This window comes from Xanthobacter autotrophicus (assembly GCF_005871085.1).
GTDB classification, from domain to species: domain Bacteria; phylum Pseudomonadota; class Alphaproteobacteria; order Rhizobiales; family Xanthobacteraceae; genus Xanthobacter; species Xanthobacter autotrophicus.
Genome location: NZ_VAUP01000035.1, coordinates 1 through 18,743, shown reverse-complemented (window position 1 = coordinate 18,743; position 18,743 = coordinate 1). Strand labels below are relative to the sequence as shown.

General features: G+C 65.9%; 18 protein-coding genes. 11 read left to right on the top strand and 7 right to left on the bottom strand.

Features of this window, described 5'->3' with window-relative positions; translation table 11 throughout:
- Positions 1 to 107: 107 nt before the first annotated feature.
- From FBQ73_RS16015 to nifH, 7 genes are all read right to left on the bottom strand, one after another.
- Positions 108 to 866, bottom strand: a complete 759-nt coding sequence (locus FBQ73_RS16015; RefSeq protein ID WP_138400506.1) for a dienelactone hydrolase family protein — start codon at positions 864 to 866, stop codon at positions 108 to 110.
- A gap of 265 nt (positions 867 to 1,131) precedes the next feature.
- Entirely contained in the window at positions 1,132 to 1,899 is a 768-nt protein-coding gene (locus FBQ73_RS16010; protein WP_138400505.1) for a 4Fe4S-binding leucine-rich repeat protein, read from the bottom strand.
- Positions 1,900 to 2,140: 241 nt separating this feature from the next.
- The gene (locus tag FBQ73_RS16005) at positions 2,141 to 2,440 is read right to left on the bottom strand and encodes a ferredoxin family protein (RefSeq protein WP_011995817.1); all 300 of its coding nucleotides are present in this window, start codon (positions 2,438 to 2,440) and stop codon (positions 2,141 to 2,143) included.
- A 96-nt stretch (positions 2,441 to 2,536) separates the two neighbouring features.
- Positions 2,537 to 3,844: an FAD-dependent oxidoreductase gene (locus FBQ73_RS16000; RefSeq protein ID WP_138400504.1), complete on the bottom strand. Its 1,308-nt coding sequence runs from the start codon at positions 3,842 to 3,844 to the stop codon at positions 2,537 to 2,539.
- Positions 3,845 to 3,856: 12 nt separating this feature from the next.
- Positions 3,857 to 4,966 carry an electron transfer flavoprotein subunit alpha/FixB family protein gene (locus FBQ73_RS15995; RefSeq protein ID WP_138400503.1) on the bottom strand — a complete coding sequence of 370 codons (1,110 nt, stop codon included), beginning with the start codon at positions 4,964 to 4,966 and terminating at the stop codon, positions 3,857 to 3,859.
- A 34-nt stretch (positions 4,967 to 5,000) separates the two neighbouring features.
- Complete coding sequence (locus tag FBQ73_RS15990) at positions 5,001 to 5,849, bottom strand: electron transfer flavoprotein subunit beta/FixA family protein (protein ID WP_138400502.1); 849 nt, start codon at positions 5,847 to 5,849, stop codon at positions 5,001 to 5,003.
- 662 nt (positions 5,850 to 6,511) lie between these two features.
- Positions 6,512 to 7,393, bottom strand: coding sequence for a nitrogenase iron protein (gene nifH / locus FBQ73_RS15985; RefSeq protein ID WP_138400501.1), 882 nt, complete (start codon positions 7,391 to 7,393; stop codon positions 6,512 to 6,514).
- A 572-nt stretch (positions 7,394 to 7,965) separates the two neighbouring features.
- Here nifH and FBQ73_RS15980 point away from each other — a divergent pair.
- The 11 genes from FBQ73_RS15980 to sucC all read left to right on the top strand — a co-directional run bounded on the left by FBQ73_RS15980 (position 7,966) and on the right by sucC (position 18,721).
- Positions 7,966 to 8,400: a response regulator gene (locus FBQ73_RS15980; protein WP_138400500.1), complete on the top strand. Its 435-nt coding sequence runs from the start codon at positions 7,966 to 7,968 to the stop codon at positions 8,398 to 8,400.
- 6 nt (positions 8,401 to 8,406) lie between these two features.
- Complete coding sequence (locus FBQ73_RS15975; RefSeq protein ID WP_138400499.1) at positions 8,407 to 8,838, top strand: ArsC/Spx/MgsR family protein; 432 nt, start codon at positions 8,407 to 8,409, stop codon at positions 8,836 to 8,838.
- A 3-nt stretch (positions 8,839 to 8,841) separates the two neighbouring features.
- Positions 8,842 to 10,512: a nitroreductase family protein gene (locus tag FBQ73_RS15970; RefSeq protein ID WP_138400498.1), complete on the top strand. Its 1,671-nt coding sequence runs from the start codon at positions 8,842 to 8,844 to the stop codon at positions 10,510 to 10,512.
- Between the two features lie 20 nt (positions 10,513 to 10,532).
- A complete protein-coding gene (locus FBQ73_RS15965; RefSeq protein ID WP_138400497.1) occupies positions 10,533 to 11,324 on the top strand; it encodes an ankyrin repeat domain-containing protein in 792 nt (263 codons plus the stop codon).
- A 114-nt stretch (positions 11,325 to 11,438) separates the two neighbouring features.
- A complete protein-coding gene (modD, locus tag FBQ73_RS15960; protein WP_138400496.1) occupies positions 11,439 to 12,281 on the top strand; it encodes a ModD protein in 843 nt (280 codons plus the stop codon).
- A gap of 337 nt (positions 12,282 to 12,618) precedes the next feature.
- Positions 12,619 to 12,936 (top strand): HesB/IscA family protein, encoded by a 318-nt coding sequence (locus FBQ73_RS15955; RefSeq protein WP_138400495.1) that lies wholly within the window; start codon positions 12,619 to 12,621, stop codon positions 12,934 to 12,936.
- Between the two features lie 74 nt (positions 12,937 to 13,010).
- Positions 13,011 to 14,258 carry a homocitrate synthase gene (gene nifV, locus FBQ73_RS15950; protein WP_138400494.1) on the top strand — a complete coding sequence of 416 codons (1,248 nt, stop codon included), beginning with the start codon at positions 13,011 to 13,013 and terminating at the stop codon, positions 14,256 to 14,258.
- 3 nt (positions 14,259 to 14,261) lie between these two features.
- Positions 14,262 to 15,038, top strand: a complete 777-nt coding sequence (cysE, locus tag FBQ73_RS15945) for a serine O-acetyltransferase (RefSeq protein WP_392567238.1) — start codon at positions 14,262 to 14,264, stop codon at positions 15,036 to 15,038.
- 41 nt (positions 15,039 to 15,079) lie between these two features.
- On the top strand, positions 15,080 to 15,421 hold the full coding sequence (gene nifW, locus FBQ73_RS15940; protein ID WP_138400493.1) for a nitrogenase stabilizing/protective protein NifW: 342 nt from the start codon (positions 15,080 to 15,082) through the stop codon (positions 15,419 to 15,421).
- 895 nt (positions 15,422 to 16,316) lie between these two features.
- Positions 16,317 to 17,282, top strand: coding sequence for a malate dehydrogenase (mdh, locus tag FBQ73_RS15935; RefSeq protein WP_138400492.1), 966 nt, complete (start codon positions 16,317 to 16,319; stop codon positions 17,280 to 17,282).
- Between the two features lie 236 nt (positions 17,283 to 17,518).
- Positions 17,519 to 18,721: an ADP-forming succinate--CoA ligase subunit beta gene (sucC, locus tag FBQ73_RS15925; protein WP_138400490.1), complete on the top strand. Its 1,203-nt coding sequence runs from the start codon at positions 17,519 to 17,521 to the stop codon at positions 18,719 to 18,721.
- The last annotated feature ends 22 nt before the right edge of the window (positions 18,722 to 18,743 follow it).

The following is an 18,743-nucleotide window of genomic DNA, read 5'->3' as shown; positions in this document are numbered from 1 at the left end:
GGGCGATGAAGCTGAGTCCTGCCGGCCAAAGTCAGTGTGGACCAGCAGAAAGGGAGTTTATATTCCGGAAAACAGATTTTCGCGGATAATGTTGACGTCAAAGGCGCTCAGTCGACGGGCGGGCCCATGTCGTCGTCAGCCTTCTTCTTGCCCTTCTTTTCCGTCTTGGCCTGGGCATAGGCGCCGGCATTCTTCAAGAGCACGGGCCCTTGGCCAACCACGTATTGAGAGATCCAGAACAAGGTGCGCTCCTGCGCCTTTTCCGCCGCTTCGGCTTGATAGGCGGGGCCGGCTGGATAGCCGAAGCCACGGGTCGCGTCCGGATAGGAGAAGGCGGACACATCCGGACGGCGGGCGCGGAACTGGATCCGGTCCTCCTCGGACACCAGCGGGTCTTGCTCGGCGAAATGAATGAGGGTCGGGATGCGGCGCTTTTCCATGACGCCCTCCAGCAGCCCGTCGGCGTGATAGCCGATGGCGCAGGCGAGGCCCGTCACCTTGTTGGCGGCGAGATAGGCGAGGTAGCCGCCCCAGGAATAGCCCACGAGGGCGACCTTGCCGGCGCCCTTCACCGTGTCCACGGTGGCCTGGATCGCCTCGATGGGCCATTCCGTGCCCAACTCGGCAGTCAGCGAGCGACCCTCGGCGTCGGCCGAAGCGTCGAGCTCGATATTGGACTTCACCTTGTCGAACAAGGATGGCGCGACCGCGACATAGCCGGCGGCGGCAAAGTCGTCCGCGATCTTCCGGATGTCGGCATTCACCCCGAACACGTCCTGCAGGACCACGACAGCGCCCTTGGGCGTGCCTTCGGGATCCGCCCGGTAGGCGGAGAATTTCACTTCATTCGCTGTGACTTCGATCATGGCATCCTCGGTTCTCGAGCGTCTTCTCGAACGGGGCAGTGGCGCTCGCTCTGCCATTCATCAACGCCATGGCCATGCAGTTAGGATGCCAGAATCAGTGTTGGGCCTGTTGTCCATTCCGGAATATTACGGATATTGCCGCCGACATGCTGAGGTTCGACGTATTCGGCCGCGAATGCGTGTCATTATGGGCAGGAAGAAAAGAAAAAGGCCGGCGTATGAGTCCGCCGGCCTTAGCGCTCGTTCGTGTGTGGAGCGTGTCGCGTCAGGGTGAAGCGAGGCGCTGGCGTGCGATTTCGGCCACAGGTGGCACGCTGTCCTCAGTGAGCTGGGGAAGGAAGCGCGGATCGATTCGCTCGGCAACGACAAAGCGGACCCGCATGTCGGGATCGGACACCAGGGGCGCGAGCCGGTCCGGATCGAGATGCTCGGCAACCACAACGCGGACCAGAGGATCCTCATCGCTGGCCATGCGGGTGAGCTGAGCCTGCGGCAACCGGCGCGCCACCACGCGACGCACGTCGGTTTCGGGGTCGTGCATCAGATAGACGAGCGCGTCCGGCGGGGCGCGTCGGGCCGCGGCGATGCGAACCTGATAATCGCCATCTGCCAGCAGGGCGACGAGGTCGCTGCCTTCCAGCCGTTCCGCGACCGCGATCCGCACTCGCGGCTCGGCGTCGAAGCGCATCTCCTTCACCCGAGCCGCTGGCAGGCGGGCAGCGGCCACCACGCGTACGTCCGGCTCCGGATCGTCCTTCAGCGGCGCCAGCAGGAAGACGCTGGCATGCTTTGCGGCGAGCGCCCGGACTTCGAAATAGGGGTGGTCCAGATAGCGGGCGGCCAGCGTCGCGTTCTGGGAAAAGAACCGGTCGATGCGCTTGCGCCGGCGGTCGGCCACGCAGACCTTGCCCAGGTCGCAGCGACCTTCGGCGTGGATGTCCTCATGCGGACAATCCTGGCAGCGCAATGGGCGCCCCTGCCAGTCGAGGGCTTCAATAGCGGTATCTGGCTCTTCGGCCACATGTGCGGACATGGATCGTCCTCCCGTCCCTAATCTAGGAGGGAAGGTGGAACTGTTCCAGAGGGCGTCGGACGACGAGCGCACGCCGTTAGATTGGCAAAGTAGTACCGCCTCCGGCGCGACCCGTGGGATCGTTCCGGAGGCGGCTCACCATGCTTGAACGAAATGCTGTTCGCTTGCGCGATCAAAATTCGATGAAAAATGGAGGGAGCATCTTCCTTGAAAACGACCGGGCGGAAGATGCCCCGGGGTGTCAGCCGAACTTGAACAGCACGCCGTAGCCACCGCGCGGATAGTTCCACTCGATGTCGCCGGAGGGCTCGCCGATGATGCGGCAGGTGCCGCATTCGACACAGCCGTCGGCGGTGATTTCCACCTGACCCTTGTCGTTCATCTCGTAGCACTTGGCAGGGCAGGTGGTGAGCAGGGCCTTGAGGGCCGGGGAGGGGGTGGTGTGCGGGCGCACCTTGATATGGGCGCGGCCGGCATCCACGAGGTAGCGGTTCTGGAAGAGCTTGTCTTCGACGCGAACGGCGGTTTCGGTAGTGGCCATGGGAAACTCCCGAAGGTTGGCGGTGGCGGATGACATCCGCCACCTGGGTTCGAGCAAATCTGAGTCCGAGCTTGAGACGGCTGACCGAAAAGGACGTCAGCGCCAGGCGCGCGCGAGACGGAAGGCGTCGCCGAACAGGCCCGCCCACGACCGTGCGGAGACGAAGGACTTCATCGTCAACTTCTGCTTCTCCTTCTTCGGCGTGCCATCGACACGCAGATAGTTCTCCATGGCCTTGTTGACCAGCTGGGGATAGGTGAGGAAGAAGTTCTGCGACTGGATATGCAGGAGCTTCGGCATATCTTTATACTTCTTAAGATCCTTCATAATGAAGCTGTCGTCCAGCATCTTCTTGTAGAGCGACAAATTCTGGGCGGTCATGGGGTCCTTGCGGGACTTGACCTGGAAGACCGCCTCGGCTGCGATGCGACCCGAGGTCATGGCGAGGTTCGAGCCTTCGCGATGGATGGCGTTGTTGAGCTGCGCCGCGTCGCCCACCACCACCCAGCCGTCGCCATACAACTGGGGGATCGCCTTGTAGCCGCCCTCGGGAATGAGATGCGCGGCATATTCCTTCACCTCGGAGCCTTCCAGCAGCGGTGCGACGGACGGGTGGCTCTTGAACTTCTCGAGCAACTGGTAGGGCGAGACGCCCGTGGACTGGAAGTCCGACACCAGACAGCCGAGGCCCACCGAAATGCACTCCCGGTTGGTGTAGATGAAGCCCATGCCGGTCATCCCCTTGGAGATGGTGCCGGCGGCCTCGATCACGACGCCTTCGTTGCCCTTGAGGTTGAAGCGCTGCTCAATCACTTCCTGCGGAAGGAAGTGCATTTCCTTGACGGCGAGCGCGACTTCGGTCGGCTTGGGGATCTTGCGCAGGCCAGCGCGGGTGCCGAGCAGGCCGGTGACGCCTTCCGCCAACACCACCACGTCCGCATGGATCTGGCCGCCGCCGCGATCGGTCTTTACGCCGATCACCTTGCCGTAGGCGTCCTGAACCAGCTCGGTCACCGTGGTTTCGCACACGACGAGGGCGCCGGCTTCGCGCACCTTGCTGGAGAACCACTTGTCGAACTGCGCCCGGATGATGGTGTAGCGGTTCGGGCTTTCCTCATTGAATTCGTCAGACCGGTACTGGAGGCCGGTGTGCGAATTGTCCGTCATCATCCAGAAGCGCTGCTCGATGAGATGGCGCTCCAGAGGAGCGTCTTCCCGGAAGTCGGGAATGATCTTTTCCATCATGTCGGCGTAGAGAATGGCGCCCTGAACGTTCTTGGAGCCGGAATACTCACCGCGCTCCAGCTGGAGCACCTTGAGGCCCCGCTTGGCCATGGTGTAGGCCGCCGCATTGCCGGCCATGCCGGCGCCAACGACGATGGCATCGAATTTTTCGTCGATCATCGGAGCAATCCTTCAGCTGGCGAGCTTGTCGCGGGAGTGAGCGGACAGGCGCTTGGAAAAGGCTTCCGTCAGCATGGGCAGGAAGCGCACGGCGTCGGTCACGATGCCCACATGGGCGAAGTCGAAGATGGGAGCGTTCTTGTCGGTGTTGATGGCGACGATGAGATCGGCACCCTCCACGCCCACGCGATGCTGGATCGCGCCCGAAATACCGGCGGCGATGTAGAGCCGGGGACGGATGGTCTTGCCGGTCTGGCCGATCTGCCGATCCGAGGCCACCCAGCCCTTCTGCACCAGCGGGCGCGAGCAGCCGAATTCGGCGCCCATGGAGGCGGCGAGGTTCTTCACCAGCTGGAAGTTCTCCGGCGAGCCGAGGCCCATGCCGCCGGCCACCACCACGTCCGCATAGGCGAGGTTCGCCTTGTTGGAATCGCGGTCGGGCAGGAAGCTCAGGATCTTGGTGATGATGTCGTCTTCCACCACGCCGAGCTTGTGCTCGACCACGCGGCCGACCGGCTTTTCCACCCGGATGGGCATGGACATCACGCGGGGGCGCACGGTGGCCATCTGCGGACGGTAGTTGAGCGTGTAGATGGTGCAGAGCAGGGAGCCGCCGAAGGTGGGGCGGGTCGCGGCCAGCGAGCCGTCGGCGTCCACGTCCAGCTCGGTGGAATCGGCGGTGAGGCCGGTGAGCAGGGTGGTGGCCACCGCGCCGGCGAGGTCACGGCCGAGGGTGGTGGCGCCGAGCAGCAGGATTTCCGGCTTGTAGGTGTTCACGAGGTCCGTCATCGCGGACGTGTAGGCCTCGTTGCGGTAGTCGGTGAGCACCGGGTCGGCGACCACGTAGGCGATATCGGCGCCGTAGCAGAAGGCTTCCGCCACCGCCCCGCGCACCGTCTCGCCCTCGGCGCCGAGCACCACGGCGCCGAGCTCGACGCCCAGCTTATCGGCAAGCTTGCGGCCTTCGCCCATCAATTCCCAGGAGACGGGATGGACCTGGCCACGCTCCTGCTCGATGTACACCCAGACGTGCTTGTACGCCTTGAAGTGCTCCGGCAGTTCCTTCTTGGTGGACGCGCGTCCACCGGCGGCGGGGGCTGGGGGGGTCTTGGGCTCGCTCATGATGGTCGGCTCTCTGTTCCTGGGTCGTCGGCCGTCAGAAGCCGCGCGCGAGCGCGGTCAAATCGGCTTCGAGATTGGGCTGGCGGGCAAACACTTCCGCGATCAGGGCGTCGGCGAGGTTTCCGCCCTCGGGGGCCTCGATGAACTTCGCCTTCTCGGCGCGCGCGCTCGGCGCGAACACCCGCTTCACGATGGTGGGTGAGCCCTTCAGGCCGCACTTGCTCATGTCCTGGACGCCGGCATCCTTGGCGCTCCACTTCACGACCTCGGCACGGGCGGCGCGCAGGGCGTTCTCCATGGAGCCGCGACGGATCTCGTTGGTTGCCTCCAGCATGGCGACGAGGCAGGGCAGCTTGCTCTTCAGCACCTGGGTGCCGCCCTCGGCGCGGCGCTCCAGCGTGATGGTGCGCGCGGCGGGGTCGAAGTCGGCGACCTTGGCCACATAGGTCACCTGGATCAGGCCAAGGCGCTTGGCGATACCAGGACCGACCTGCGCGGTGTCGCCGTCGATGGTCTGCTTGCCGGTGAAGACCAGGTCCGGCACGCCATAGGTTTCGCCGATCTTGGTGATGGCGGTGGCGAGGGCGAAGCTGGTGGCCAGGGTGTCGGAGCCGGCGAAGAAGCGGTCGGTCAGCAGCACCGCGCGGTCGGCGCCGTAGGTCAGCGCCTTGCGGAGGGAATCTTCCGCCGAGGGCGGACCCATGGTGAGCACGGTGACTTCGCCGCCGAACTTGTCGCGCAGCCGCATGGCCTCTTCCAGCGCGAACAGGTCGTAGGGGTTGATGATCGTCGGCACGCCCTGCCGCATGATCGTGTTCGTGACGGGGTGGACACGGATCTGAGCTGAGTCCGGGACCTGTTTGATGCAGACGACAATGTGCATGAATTCGCTCCGAGCCCTTCACCACGGCTTCGGATAGTGACTAGCAAACCGCGTACCAAGCGGCTGTCATCTGTGAATCATTCGCAATGGCAAGGACTTGAGCAGTATTGTCGCGAAACGGCGACGCGATTGTTGCGCCACTCTTCATGGCGACCTTGAAATCGTGTCAGGAAGGCGACAGCGGCCGGGAGCGTGCGTGCATGTGTTGGATCGAGGGCTGTCGTATTGCGAGCGCTTCGCGATGGCGCGTCGCAATTGCGACGTAAGGCCGGCCTGGGTTTCGGGCGGTCTGTCCGGAGGCAGACGAGGCGTGCGAACTGACGTGGCCGCGTGTGCGGGAGTTGTCGCGCTTATGCCAGACGCGAGGGATGGGCGCGCAAAGAAGAGATGGGGAGAGGGAATTCTCGCGGGCACGTCCGGCGATCGGCCGGCAACTGCCTCGTCCAGCCAAAGGCGCCCCGTTCAGCAAAAGGTCCCTCGCCCGAGGGCGAGGGACCGGGACGTCTGAGAAGTCTTGCGCCTAAGCTGCATGAATAACGCGTATCGAAAAGGTCACGCGGAGCCATCTGAAATATTCGTGGCAAAACCGGTGCGGCTTGTCACGTGGCTCGGCGTCCGGGGTGATGGGCCGGCGTGCGGCCGGCCCATCGAAGTCGTCAGCCTCAGGCGGTGAGCTCGGCGGCGGTCTTGCCGACCTGGCTCTCGTCGACGGCCTTCATGATGCCGTGCTCCATCAGCATGTCCTCGAGCTCGTCCATCGTGATGGGGGTCGGGATGATGCCGTTGCCCTTGTTGGCGTGAACCTTTTCCGCAAGGTTCCGGTAGTGCTGGGCCTGCACCGAATCGGGCGCATACTCGATCACGGTCATGCGGCGCAGCTCGGCGTGCTGCACGATGTTGTCGCGCGGCACGAAGTAGATCAGCTCGGTGCCGAGCTTCTTCGCCAGGTTCTCAGCCAGCTCCAGCTCCTTGTCGGTCTGGCGCTCGTTGCACACCAGCCCGCCCAGGCGCACGCCGCCGGAGTTCGCATACTTCAGAATGCCCTTCGAGATGTTGTTGGCCGCATACATGGCCATCATCTCGCCCGACATCACGATGTAGATTTCCTGCGCCTTGTTCTCGCGGATGGGCATGGCGAAGCCGCCGCACACCACGTCGCCGAGCACGTCGTAGGACACGTAGTCGATGTCCTCGTAGGCGCCGTTCTCTTCCAGGAAGTTGATCGAGGTGATCACGCCGCGGCCGGCGCAGCCAACGCCCGGCTCAGGACCACCGGACTCCACGCAGCGGATGTCCTGGTAGCCGATCTTCATCACGTCCTCGAGCTCGAGGTCTTCCACCGAGCCGGCGTTCGCCGCAAGCGACAGGATGGTGTCCTGGGCCTTGGCGTGCAGGATCAGGCGGGTCGAGTCGGCCTTGGGGTCGCAACCCACGATGAGGATCTTGTGACCCATCTGCGCAAGCGCAGCCAGGGTATTCTGAGAGGTGGTGGACTTGCCGATGCCACCCTTCCCGTAAAACGCGATCTGTCGCAGCGAAGACATCTGTCTCTCCTTCGAACCTATACGGAAGACCACCGCGCGCGTGGCGCGAGGCCGTTTCTCTCGTCAGCAATATCGGTCGGAAACGCCCCGCGGGTTACGGGAAGGAGCGCTACGCTGGCAGATGGCCTAGGCGTGCACTCAGCCCTCACTCGCTGTTGCGCCAAAGGAAGGAGCAACCAGCGTGCCACTCGCCATCGGCGCCCCCAAATCTTTGATTTGCATCAAAATCCCGGCGACAAGGCCGCCCGCGTCGTGCTGTGTCGAACATGACAGCCCCCTTTGGTTGTGTCGGGATTAAAACAACTGGGCTGCATGCCGACGTTGCGGTGTCTGAAAACATTCGCGCGCATCCGTCCGCACATGCGCGGGCGGATACGCAGGCCCGCGCATGCGCGTGCGCGGGCGTTGAAACACAGGGTGAACAGCCCCGCGCCCGGCGTCTGGCCGGCCGCGCTGAGGTCTCAGGAACGGAACTTGCTTGATGCGTTCATTGCGCGCCCGGCCCGCATGTTTGCATGCCGGCGAGCGAACGGGTGCACACCCCGGCGAGGGGAAGACGAGCGAGGGTTAAAATGCAGATCGGCGTTGAGACTTCCAAGGCGGTGGACCAGCGGCGCGTCTTCGTGGTGGACGAGGACGAGATCACGCGCGCGGCGCTCCAGTTCATGCTGCACGACGAGATCGAGACCCACGAACTTGCCACCCCCGAGGAAGCCTATGAGAAAGGGACGGGCTGGCTGGTGCCGCACGTGATCCTGCTCGGCGTCTCCCTGCTCCAGACGCGCGGCGACGGCCTGATCGCCGAGATGAAGGCGAAGTTCCCGGACGTGCGGATCCTCATCGTCACCGACAAAGCCAGCGAGGCTGTCGCGGTGGGAGGGCTCAAGGCCGGCGCTCATGGCGCGGTGGTGAAGCCGCTCACGCTGGAAGCTGTGCGCAAGAAGGTGGACACCGTGCTCGGCCGTGGCGGCGCCGCCCCGCTGGTCCAGCTCACCGTGATGAAATAGCCGCTCGTGGCCATCGTCACTTTCTACGAGAAGCCGGGCTGCGGAACCAATGCCCGGCAGAAGCTCGCCCTGTCCAATGCCGGTCACACGCTGGAGGTCCGCAGCCTCCTGACCGAGCCCTGGACCGCAGAGCGCCTGCGCGGCTTCTTCGGTGACACCCCGGTCGCCGCCTGGTTCAACCCGGCAGCGCCCAAGGTGAAGTCCGGCGCGGTGGACCCCTCCGCCGTCGACGCGGAGACCGCCATCGCGCTGATGTTGGCCGAGCCCCTGCTCATCCGCCGCCCGCTGGTGGAGACGGAGAGCGGGCGCTGCGCCGGCTTCGACCGCGAGCCCGTCCTGTCCCTGCTGGGGCCGTCCGATCCGGCGGCGCGGCCGCTGGAAGGCTGCTCCAGCCCGCATGTGCCGTGTCCTGACCCGGTGCAACGCAAGGCGTCCTGAACCATGAATGCTGCCCCGCCCATTGCCCGTCCGGCTGATACGGCGCTCGCCTATCACGCGCGCACCAAACACAGCCTCAAGGCCTATGCGGCGGGGCCGGAAACCCTGGACTGGGACGCCCAGCCCAACCCGTTCCGGGAGTTCGAGGGCTGCCCGCGCCTGGCCCTGCCGCTGGCGGCGGAGGGGCTGGCCATCACCTATGGCGAGATGGTCACGCCCGGCGCGGTGCCGGCGGCGCCGCTCGATCTGGCCGGTGTTGCGCTGCTGCTGGAACTGTCCTTCGGCCTGGCCGGCTGGAAGCAATATGGACCGGACCGCTGGGCGGTGCGCTGCAATCCCTCCAGCGGCAATCTGCACCCAACCGAGGCCTATGTGCTGGCGTCCAACGTCGCCGGCGTGCCCGACGGGGGTCATCACTATGTCAGCCGCGACCACGTGCTGGAGCAGCGCTTTGCCGCGCGGACTTCGACCTCGGTCGCCTTTGCCAGCGCGTCGGGTTTCGTGATGGAGCGTAGCTTCGCGCGGTCCGCAGCGGGGCCGGCGCGGCTTCATCTGGCACTCTCCTCCATCCACTGGCGGGAGGCTTGGAAATACGGCGAGCGGGCGTTCCGCTATTGCCAGCTCGATCTCGGCCACGCCCTTGCCGCCGTGCGCTATGCCGCCGCCTGCCTCGGCTGGAGCGCGCGTATGGTGGAGGGCGTGGGCAGCGCCCAGATCGCGCGCCTGGGCGGCTTCGATCGCGAGGCGGATTTTGACGGGGCCGAGCGGGAGGATCCCGATATCCTCATCCAGATCACGCCGGGACCCTCCCTCGTCGCGCCGCCGCCCGATCCGGACACGCGCGGGTGGACGGGCAAGGCCAATGTGCTGGACCGGCACAAGCTCTATCGCTGGCCGGTGATCGATGCGGTGAGCGCCGCCACCCACGGTGGCGCGGGCGCGCCCGATCCGGCTCCGGCCGCCGGCCCGGAGTTGCCGGCCCGCGCGGTGACGAACGAGGTTAAGGCCTCCTCCGTCATCCTCGGCCGCCGAAGCGCCCAGCGCTTCGAGGCGAAGAACAGCATCATGCCGCAGGAGGTCTTCTTCGGCATGCTGGATGCGCTTCTGCCCCGGAATGTCGCTCCCTTCGACGCCTGGGGGTTTACGCCGCGCATCCATCCGCTGCTGTTCGTGCACCGGGTGGAGGGCCTTGCCCCCGGCCTCTACGCGCTGCCGCGGCGCGCGGGGATCGCGGACGCGCTGAAGGCCGCGTTGCGTCCCGATTTCCAGTGGGTGACGCCGGAGGGCTGCCCCGACCACCTGCCGCTCTATCGGCTGGTGGAGACTGACTGCCGGGGCATCGCCCGCACCATCAGCTGCCATCAGGCCATCGCCAGCGACAGCAGCTTCGCCCTGGCCATGCTCAGCGAGTTCGAGGCCACCGTGGCGGCGGACCCGTGGCGCTATCGCCAGCTGCATTGGGAGGCAGGTCTCATCGGCCAGGTGCTCTATCTGGAAGCGGAGGCGGCGGGGTTCCGGGGCACCGGCATCGGCTGCTTCTTCGACGACGACCTGCACCGGCTGGTGGGGCTGGAAAGCCTGGAGTTCCAGTCCCTCTATCATTTCACGGTGGGGCGCCCCGCCATCGACACCCGCATCACCACCGAGCCGGCCTATCCGGGCCGCTCGGCCTGAGGGATGTTCAGGAGCACGCCATGAGAGAGCGCATTCCCTTCCGCTGCATCGGCGTCGAGGAGGCCGCATCCATCGTCGGCGAAGGCCGGGCCCTGCTGCTCGACGTGCGCGACGCCAATTCCTACGCCGCCAGCCATGTGGAGAGTGCGCGCAACCTCGCCTATTCGGCCCTTTCGGAGGTGATCGGTACGACGCCGAAGGCGCAGCCAGTGGTGATCTATTGCTACCACGGCAACGCCAGCCGCGAATATGCCCAGACCCTGTCGGATTTTGGCTTCGCCCAAGTGTTCAGCGTGGATGGCGGATATGAGGCGTGGCGGGCTTTCGAAAGCGCGCGCGGCGCGACGGCGACGCTCGATGCCGCCCTTTCCGGCTGGCTCGTCGGCCTCGGCTTTCCCGCCGATGGGGTGAATGCGACGGCGGAAAATGGCATGACCCCGCTCATGAAGGCGTCCCAGGAGGGGCTCGCCGAGGTGGTGGCGGGCCTCATTGCCGCCGGTGCGGCGCTGGACACCCGCAATGGCGATGGCAACACCGCCCTGTGGCTCGCCTGCGTCGGCAATCACCCCCACATCATCGACCTGCTGGTGGATGCTGGTATCACCATCGACAGCCTCAACGACACCGGCGCCAGCTCGCTGATGTATGCGGCTTCCGCCGGCAAGGTGGAGGCGGTGGAAAAGCTGCTCTCCCGTGGCGCCGACCCCCGCCTGGAGACGCAGGACGGCTTCTGCGCGCTGGATCTGGCAGCCAATATCGAATGCCTCAAGCTGCTGCGCGCCGCCACAAGGCGCGAGGCGGCGCCGGCATGAGGGCTTTGGTGAGCAGGCGCTGCCGAGGAAGCGCGTCTTTGTCCCGTAGACCGTCCCGCCCGAGCGTTATAAGCCTGCCAGCTGTATCGGATCCGGCATAGGCGGGGGCGGCGCATGACCTACAAATGGTGGACGCAGGCGAGCGTGGATGCCCTTCTCGCCGAGGACGCGCCCTATGGCGACCTCACCACCGAATCGCTGGCCCTCACAGGACGCAAGGCCCGCCTGACCATGGCCATGCGGGCGGATGCCACCCTGTGCGGCGTCGAACTGGCGCGGGACCTGTTCCTGACCGCCGGGGCCGAGGCCGACGTGCTCGCCGTCACCAGCACGCGGGCACCGGCGGGTGAGACCATCCTGATGGCGCAGGGGACGGCTGGCCCCATCTTTCGCGCGTGGAAGGTGGCGCAGACGCTGGTCGAGTACCTCTCCGGCATCGCCACGCTGACCGCCGACATCGTGGCCGCTGCCCGCGCCGTGGCGCCGGATATCGCGGTGGTGACCACGCGCAAGACATTGCCTGGCGCCAAGGCGCAGATGATCGCCGCCATCCGCGCCGGCGGCGCCTTTCCCCACCGGCTCGGCTTGTCGGAAACGCTCCTGCTGTTTCCCGAGCACCAGGCCTTCCTCACCGACCCCGCCGCCGGCGTCGCCGCCCTGCGCCGCGCCGCGCCGGAGAAGAAGGTGGTGGTGGAGGTGAAGACGCTGGACGAGGTGGACGCGGTGCTGCCGGCCCACCCCGGCGTGCTCCAGTGCGAGAAGATGACCCCCGCTGACATCGCCGAGGTGACCCGCCGGGTGGCCGCCCGCGCGCCGGAAACGAAGGTGGCGGCGGCTGGCGGCGTGAACCTCGCCAATGCCGCAGCCTACGCCGCCGCCGGCGCCCATGTGCTCGTCACTTCCGCCCCCTATTGGGCGAAGCCGGCCGATGTGAAGGTGGTGATCTCGCCGGCCTGACGTGCTCGCGGGCCGGTGCGTTTCACAGGCCAGAAACTGATTTTCCGGCTCGGCCGTGGTGCCATTGTCCGCGTGAATGCGGTTGTTCGGGTTGGCGGGCAAGAAAAAGTCCGCAGCGACCCGACAATGACTACGTAGTTATACGGAGGCTCGCGCACCTATAGCGTGGGGCTTCTCTGTCACGAACCTGTCGAACATCACACAAGCCGTGACGCTGTCGCATTCGTGACAACCACTCGAGTCTGTCTTTTCCATCTGATTTCAATGACTTGATCAGGTGGCACGGGCCTTGCCAGTAGCTTCGGCAGGGGGCGCTCAGGCGCAGGTGGACGGACTGATGATCACGCTCACGACCAATGCTCTGTCGGCAATCAAGGCGGCCCTGTCGTGCTCAGCGCAGGCGGATGGCCTGCGTGTGGTCGCCAAGGCCGGGTCCGGCGATGGCGTGAACTACCTGATGCATCTCGACAGCCGGGCGCGCGACGGTGACCTGATTCTCGAGCAGGGCGGCCTCAAGGTTTTCATCGATGGGGCATCCCGTTCGGTCGCGCGCGGCATCGTCATCGATTTCGTGGAATCGGAGACGGCGCGTGGCTTCGTGTTCGAGGACGATCCGGCGGCACTGATGATGGCAGGCGGGGGCTTGCGGAACTGACGAGGGTCCGGGCCCAGCCCGGTGGAGTTCATTCATCCCCGGCCGATGCGGCGGGGGTAGATCGGAAGGGACCCATGCTCGCGAAGTCACCATCGGCCATATTGGCGCGCTCCAGCCGGGCATCCGTGGATGCGAGCGGCGCCGCCGCGGGGACGGTGCCGGCCCGTACGGTTTTCCTGAACGACACCACGCTCCGGGACGGCGAGCAGGCGCCGGGCGTCGCATTCACCCGCCGGGAGAAGATCGAGATCGCCGAAGCACTGGCTGCGGCCGGCGTGCCCGAGATCGAGGCCGGCACCCCGGCCATGGGCGACGAGGAAATCGAGACGCTGCGCTCCATCGTTTCCCTCAAGCTGCCCCTTCGCGTCGCCGCCTGGTGCCGCATGAGCGAGGAAGACCTCTTCGCCGCGGTCTCCGCCGGGGTGAACTACGTCAATCTCTCCATCCCCACCTCCGACCGCCAGTTGAAGGGCAAGCTCAACCGCGATCGGGATTGGGCGCTGGGGGCCGTGCGTCATGTGGTGACGCTGGCGACCAAGCTCGGCTTTACGGCCGCAGTCGGCTGCGAGGATGCCTCCCGCGCCGATCCGGACTTCCTGTGCAAGGTGGCCGAGGTGGCGAAGGAGGCGGGCGCTTTCCGCCTGCGCCTCGCCGACACGCTGGGCGTGCTCGATCCTTTTTCTGCCTATGCGCTGGTGCGGCGCGTCGCCAATGCGACGGACCTCGAGATCGAGTTCCACGCCCATGACGACCTTGGCCTCGCCACCGCCAACACGCTCGCCGCCGTCACCGGCGGGGCGCGCCATGCCAGCGTGACGGTGGCCGGCCTCGGCGAGCGAGCGGGCAACGCGGCGCTGGAGGAAGTGGCCATCGCCCTGCGCCAGACCGCGCGCTCGGAGACCGGTATCGACCCGCAAGCGCTGCGGCCGCTGGCGCAGAAGGTGATGGAGGCGGCCGGTCGCCCCATGCCCCGCACCAAGGCCATCGTGGGTGAGGACATCTTCACCCATGAATCCGGCATCCATGTTTCGGGCCTGCTGAAGGACCGTGGCACCTACGAGGCGCTGAGCCCGGAAATGCTGGGCCGCTCGCACCGGGTGGTGCTGGGCAAGCATTCGGGACTTGCCGCCATTCTCAAGGCCCTGTCGGACCAGGGGCTGGCAGTGGACGAGGCGCGCGGCCGCGCCATCCTTGCCCGGGTGCGCGACTTCGCCATCCGGTCGAAGAACTCGGTCTCTCCGGACGTGCTCAGGCGCTTCTACGAGGACAGCTTCACCGAAGAGGCGCTCAAGCGCCGCCACGCCGCAGTGATGGGAGCCTGACCCATGATCATGGGAAGCCCGAAATGGCAGGGAACCGACGTTCCGCTCGCCGGCGCGGCGGAGGCTGAGACGGCGTCCGCCCTGTCGGTGTGGCGCCTCATCCGCGAGGACGTGGACTGCGTGAAGTCGCGCGATCCGGCGGCCCGCAACACGGTCGAGATCGTGCTGACCTATCCCGGCGTCCATGCGGTGATCTGGCACCGGCTGGCGAGCCGGCTCTGGCGCCGGGGCATCAAGTTCCCCGCCCGCTTTCTGTCCTGGCTCGGCCGCTTCCTGACCAACGTCGACATTCATCCCGGCGCCACCATCGGCCGGCGCTTCTTCATCGATCACGGCGCGTGCGTGGTGATCGGCGAGACTGCCGAGGTGGGCAACGACGTGACGCTCTATCACGGGGTCACCCTGGGCGGCACTTCGTGGACCTCCGGCAAGCGTCACCCCACCCTGCGTGACGGTGTTCTGGTGGGTGCGGGCGCCAAGATCCTGGGCCCCATCACGGTGGGGGCGGGCTGCCGCATCGGCGCCAATTCTGTGGTGATCGAGGATGTGCCTCCGGCCATGACTGTCGTGGGGATTCCCGGCCGGGTGGTGAAGCCCATGGCCGACCGCCGCCGCGTCGGCGACGGCCGCATCGACCTGGAGCATCACCTGATGCCGGACCCGGTGGGCGAGGCCATCGTCTCGCTGCTCGACCGGATCGAATTCCTGGAGGCGCGCCTTGCGCACTTGCAGAGCGAACGTCCGCGCGGCCGCGGCGCCACGGCCGATGAGGCCGCGTGACGCCGGTGGTATTCGGGAAGAGTGACAACAAGGAGGTCGCGATGTCGGTTGTCGACAAGCTGAAGTCCCTGCACAGCGCGGAAGAGTTTTTTGAGCTGCTTCAGGTGGAATATCAGCCTGAAGTGCTCCAGGTCCTGCGCCTCCACATTCTGCGGCGCATGGGTCAATACCTCGTCTCCGCCGAGTTCGATGGCATGAGCGAGGATGAGATCTTTTCGGCAGCCCAGTCCATGTTGGGTCAGGCCTATGAAGACTTCATCAAGTCTAATCCGATGGCCGAGCGCGTGTTCAAGGTGCTGAAAGAGCACGATCCGAGCCGCCCGCCCGAGCCCGGCCCGAAGCCCGCTTTCGTGCCCCTGACTTCCCTGAAGACGGGAAGCTGAGGCTTTTGTCCTCACGTCGCGGCGCGCCCTGAGGTTCACCTTTTTGGTGGCCTGCGCTGCGGCCTGACCACTCCCGCCGGAGGCTTCTGCCCCCGGACGGCTGCCCTCTCTCCGCCCATTGTTTGTTGAATTTCAGAAGTTTGTTTATGTTTTTCATCCGGCTGGTCGCTCGGCCGCATGCGGGGAGAGGGCAGATTTTTTCAAGATGGCGTCGGCCGTCCGGCCACGCCCTCGGCAGGTGAGAGCCGGTTTCAACCGCCTCCTGCCGGAGCGGCCTCGATTGTTGGCCGCTCCTGGTCATTCCTTCAACACACCCCGACATCGACACGCTGGCGGCATCCGGTCTCGCCCGTTCACCGACCCGACACTGCGCGCCGCCGCGCGGCATCCAGCTCCGGTCATGTGGCCAACGGCCTGATGGCCTACCCGACGCCGGCAACCTCCTCCCCTCCGCGTGCCTCAGCGAAAGATCCAGCGCGTCCCGGATCGGTCAGCCGATGCGCTGGCCGCAGCCGGGCCGGAACTCGGCGCACATCGCAGGATTCAGCCGCTCGTCAAGGTAGATAGTGTTGAATATCTGCGTCTTTAGATTGTGCGACTTCCTCAATCTTGATCCATACGCTCTTGTGCGGGGGAGCGCCCCCCAGTGCCGCGCGGCTGCCGGTGGCGGTAGGCCAATGGGTCCACCATGCGGGATGGTTTTCCGCATGGTGCAAATGATGCGGAATTGGGGAAGAAAAGGCCTGTTTCAGCAGCAGAAATCGGCCTTCTCACACTATTTGTGCAGTGCGGCCGGCTTGAACCCCAGGGCGGATGGGAGTAGTCAAGCGCCGCTCGTTTCCTGCGGCGGCTCGTCTCATGCGCCCGCCAGCAGATCGGTTTCCGGGGACAAGGGATGGCCCGCAACAAGATCGCCCTCATCGGGGCCGGCCAGATCGGCGGCACGCTCGCCCTTCTCGCCGGGATGAAGGCATTGGGCGACATCGTCCTGTTCGACGTTGCCGAAGGCGTCCCCGAGGGCAAGGCCCTCGACCTGGCAGAACTCACTCCCGTGGAAGGCTTCGACGCTGCCTATGCCGGCGCGTCGAGCTATGACGCCATCGCCGGCGCCGACGTGGTGATCGTCACCGCCGGCGTGGCGCGCAAGCCGGGCATGAGCCGCGACGACCTCCTCGCCATCAACCTCAAGGTGATGGAGCAGGTGGGCGCCGGTATCCGCAAATATGCTCCTGACGCTTTCGTCATCTGCATCACCAATCCGCTGGATGCCATGGTTTGGGCGCTCCAGCGCTCCAGCGGCCTGCCGCCGGAGAAGGTGGTGGGCATGGCGGGCGTGCTCGATTCCGCACGCCTGCGCTATTTCCTTGCGGAGGAATTCGACGTCTCCGTGGAGGACGTGACCGCCTTCGTCATGGGCGGGCATGGCGACACCATGGTGCCGCTGGTGCGCTATTCCACCGTGGGCGGCATCCCGGTGCCGGACCTCATCCGCATGGGTTGGACCAGCGAGGAGCGCATCGCCGCCATCGTCCAGCGCACCCGCGACGGCGGGGCGGAGATCGTCAACCTGCTTAAGACCGGCTCGGCCTTCTATGCGCCGGCGGCATCCGCCATCGCCATGGCGGAGAGCTACCTGCGGGACAAGAAGCGCGTCCTCCCCGTCGCCACGCTGCTGAACGGGGAATACGGGCTCAAGGATATCTATGTGGGCGTGCCGGCGGTTATCGGCGCGCGTGGCGTGGAGCGTATCGTGGAGGTCGAACTCGACCGCTCCGAGCGCGCCATGTTCGACAGATCGGTCGCTGCCGTCGAAGGACTGGTGGAGGCCTGCCTGAAGATCGCACCCGGTCTCGGGAAGTGATCTCGACAGTGACGGCGCGCCGCAAGGTGCGCCGTTTTCGTGCCGGCGGAACGACCGGCGAGGTGAAGGAGACGAATGCTCCCCTTCCGGGTACCCGCGCGGCGGCCTGAGGGCTGTCGCGGTTCAGGGTGCCATCTGCGGTGGAAGCGGCGCGGACCATCTGGCCCCGCATTTTGCGAGGCGCGGTCCGTCCGGGGCGGGGGGAGGGGCGTTTCGCAACCCTGAGGGACGCAGAGATGAATATTCACGAGTACCAGGCCAAGGCGCTGCTGAAGAAGTACGGCGCGCCGGTCTCGCGCGGCGTGCCCGTGCTGAAGGTGGAAGACGCCGAGGCGGCGGCCAAGGAACTCGGCGGTCCGCTCTGGGTGGTGAAGTCCCAGATCCACGCCGGCGGGCGCGGCAAGGGCAAGTTCGTCGAGCCGGAAGCAGGCGACAAGGGCGGCGTGCGCCTCGCCAAGTCCATCGACGAGGTCAAGACCTTCGTCTCGCAGATGCTGGGCAACACCCTCGTCACCATCCAGACCGGCCCCGCCGGCAAGCAGGTGAACCGCCTGTATCTGGAAGACGGCTCCGACATCGAGAAGGAGTTCTACATCTCCCTGCTGGTGGATCGCGCCACCTCGCACGTGGCCTTCGTGGTCTCCACCGAAGGCGGCATGGACATCGAGGAAGTGGCCCATTCCCATCCTGAGAAGATCATCACCTTCTCGGTGGATCCGGTCACCGGAGTGCAGGGCTTCCACGGCCGCAAGATCGCCAAGGCCCTCGGCCTGACGGGCGATCTGGCCAAGCAGGCGGGCAAGCTCGCCGAGGTGCTCTACACCGCCTTCGTCGACACCGACATGGCGATGCTCGAGATCAACCCGCTGATCATCACCAAGGATGCCCAGCTGCGCGTGCTCGACGCCAAGGTCACCTTCGATTCCAACGCCATGTTCCGCCACCCGGAGCTCGCCGAGCTGCGCGACCTGACGGAAGAGGACGCGAAGGAAATCGAGGCTTCCAAGTACGACCTCGCCTACATCGCGCTCGATGGCACCATCGGCTGCATGGTGAATGGCGCGGGCCTCGCCATGGCGACCCTCGACATCATCCAGCTCTACGGCGAAAGCCCGGCGAACTTCCTGGACGTGGGCGGCGGCGCCAATGAGGAGAAGGTGACGGCCGCCTTCAAGATCATCACTGCCGATCCGAACGTGAAGGGCATCCTCGTCAACATCTTCGGCGGCATCATGCAGTGCGACGTGATCGCGCGCGGCGTGCTGGCGGCGGTGAAGGCGGTGGGTCTCCAGGTGCCCCTGGTGGTGCGCCTCGAAGGCACCAATGTGGAAGAAGGCAAGACGATCATCCGTGAGTCGGGTCTGAACGTGATCCCGGCGGATGACCTCGATGACGCGGCGCAGAAGATCGTCGCGGCCGTGAAGAAGGAAGCTGCGTGATGTCCGTGCTTATCGACGCCAA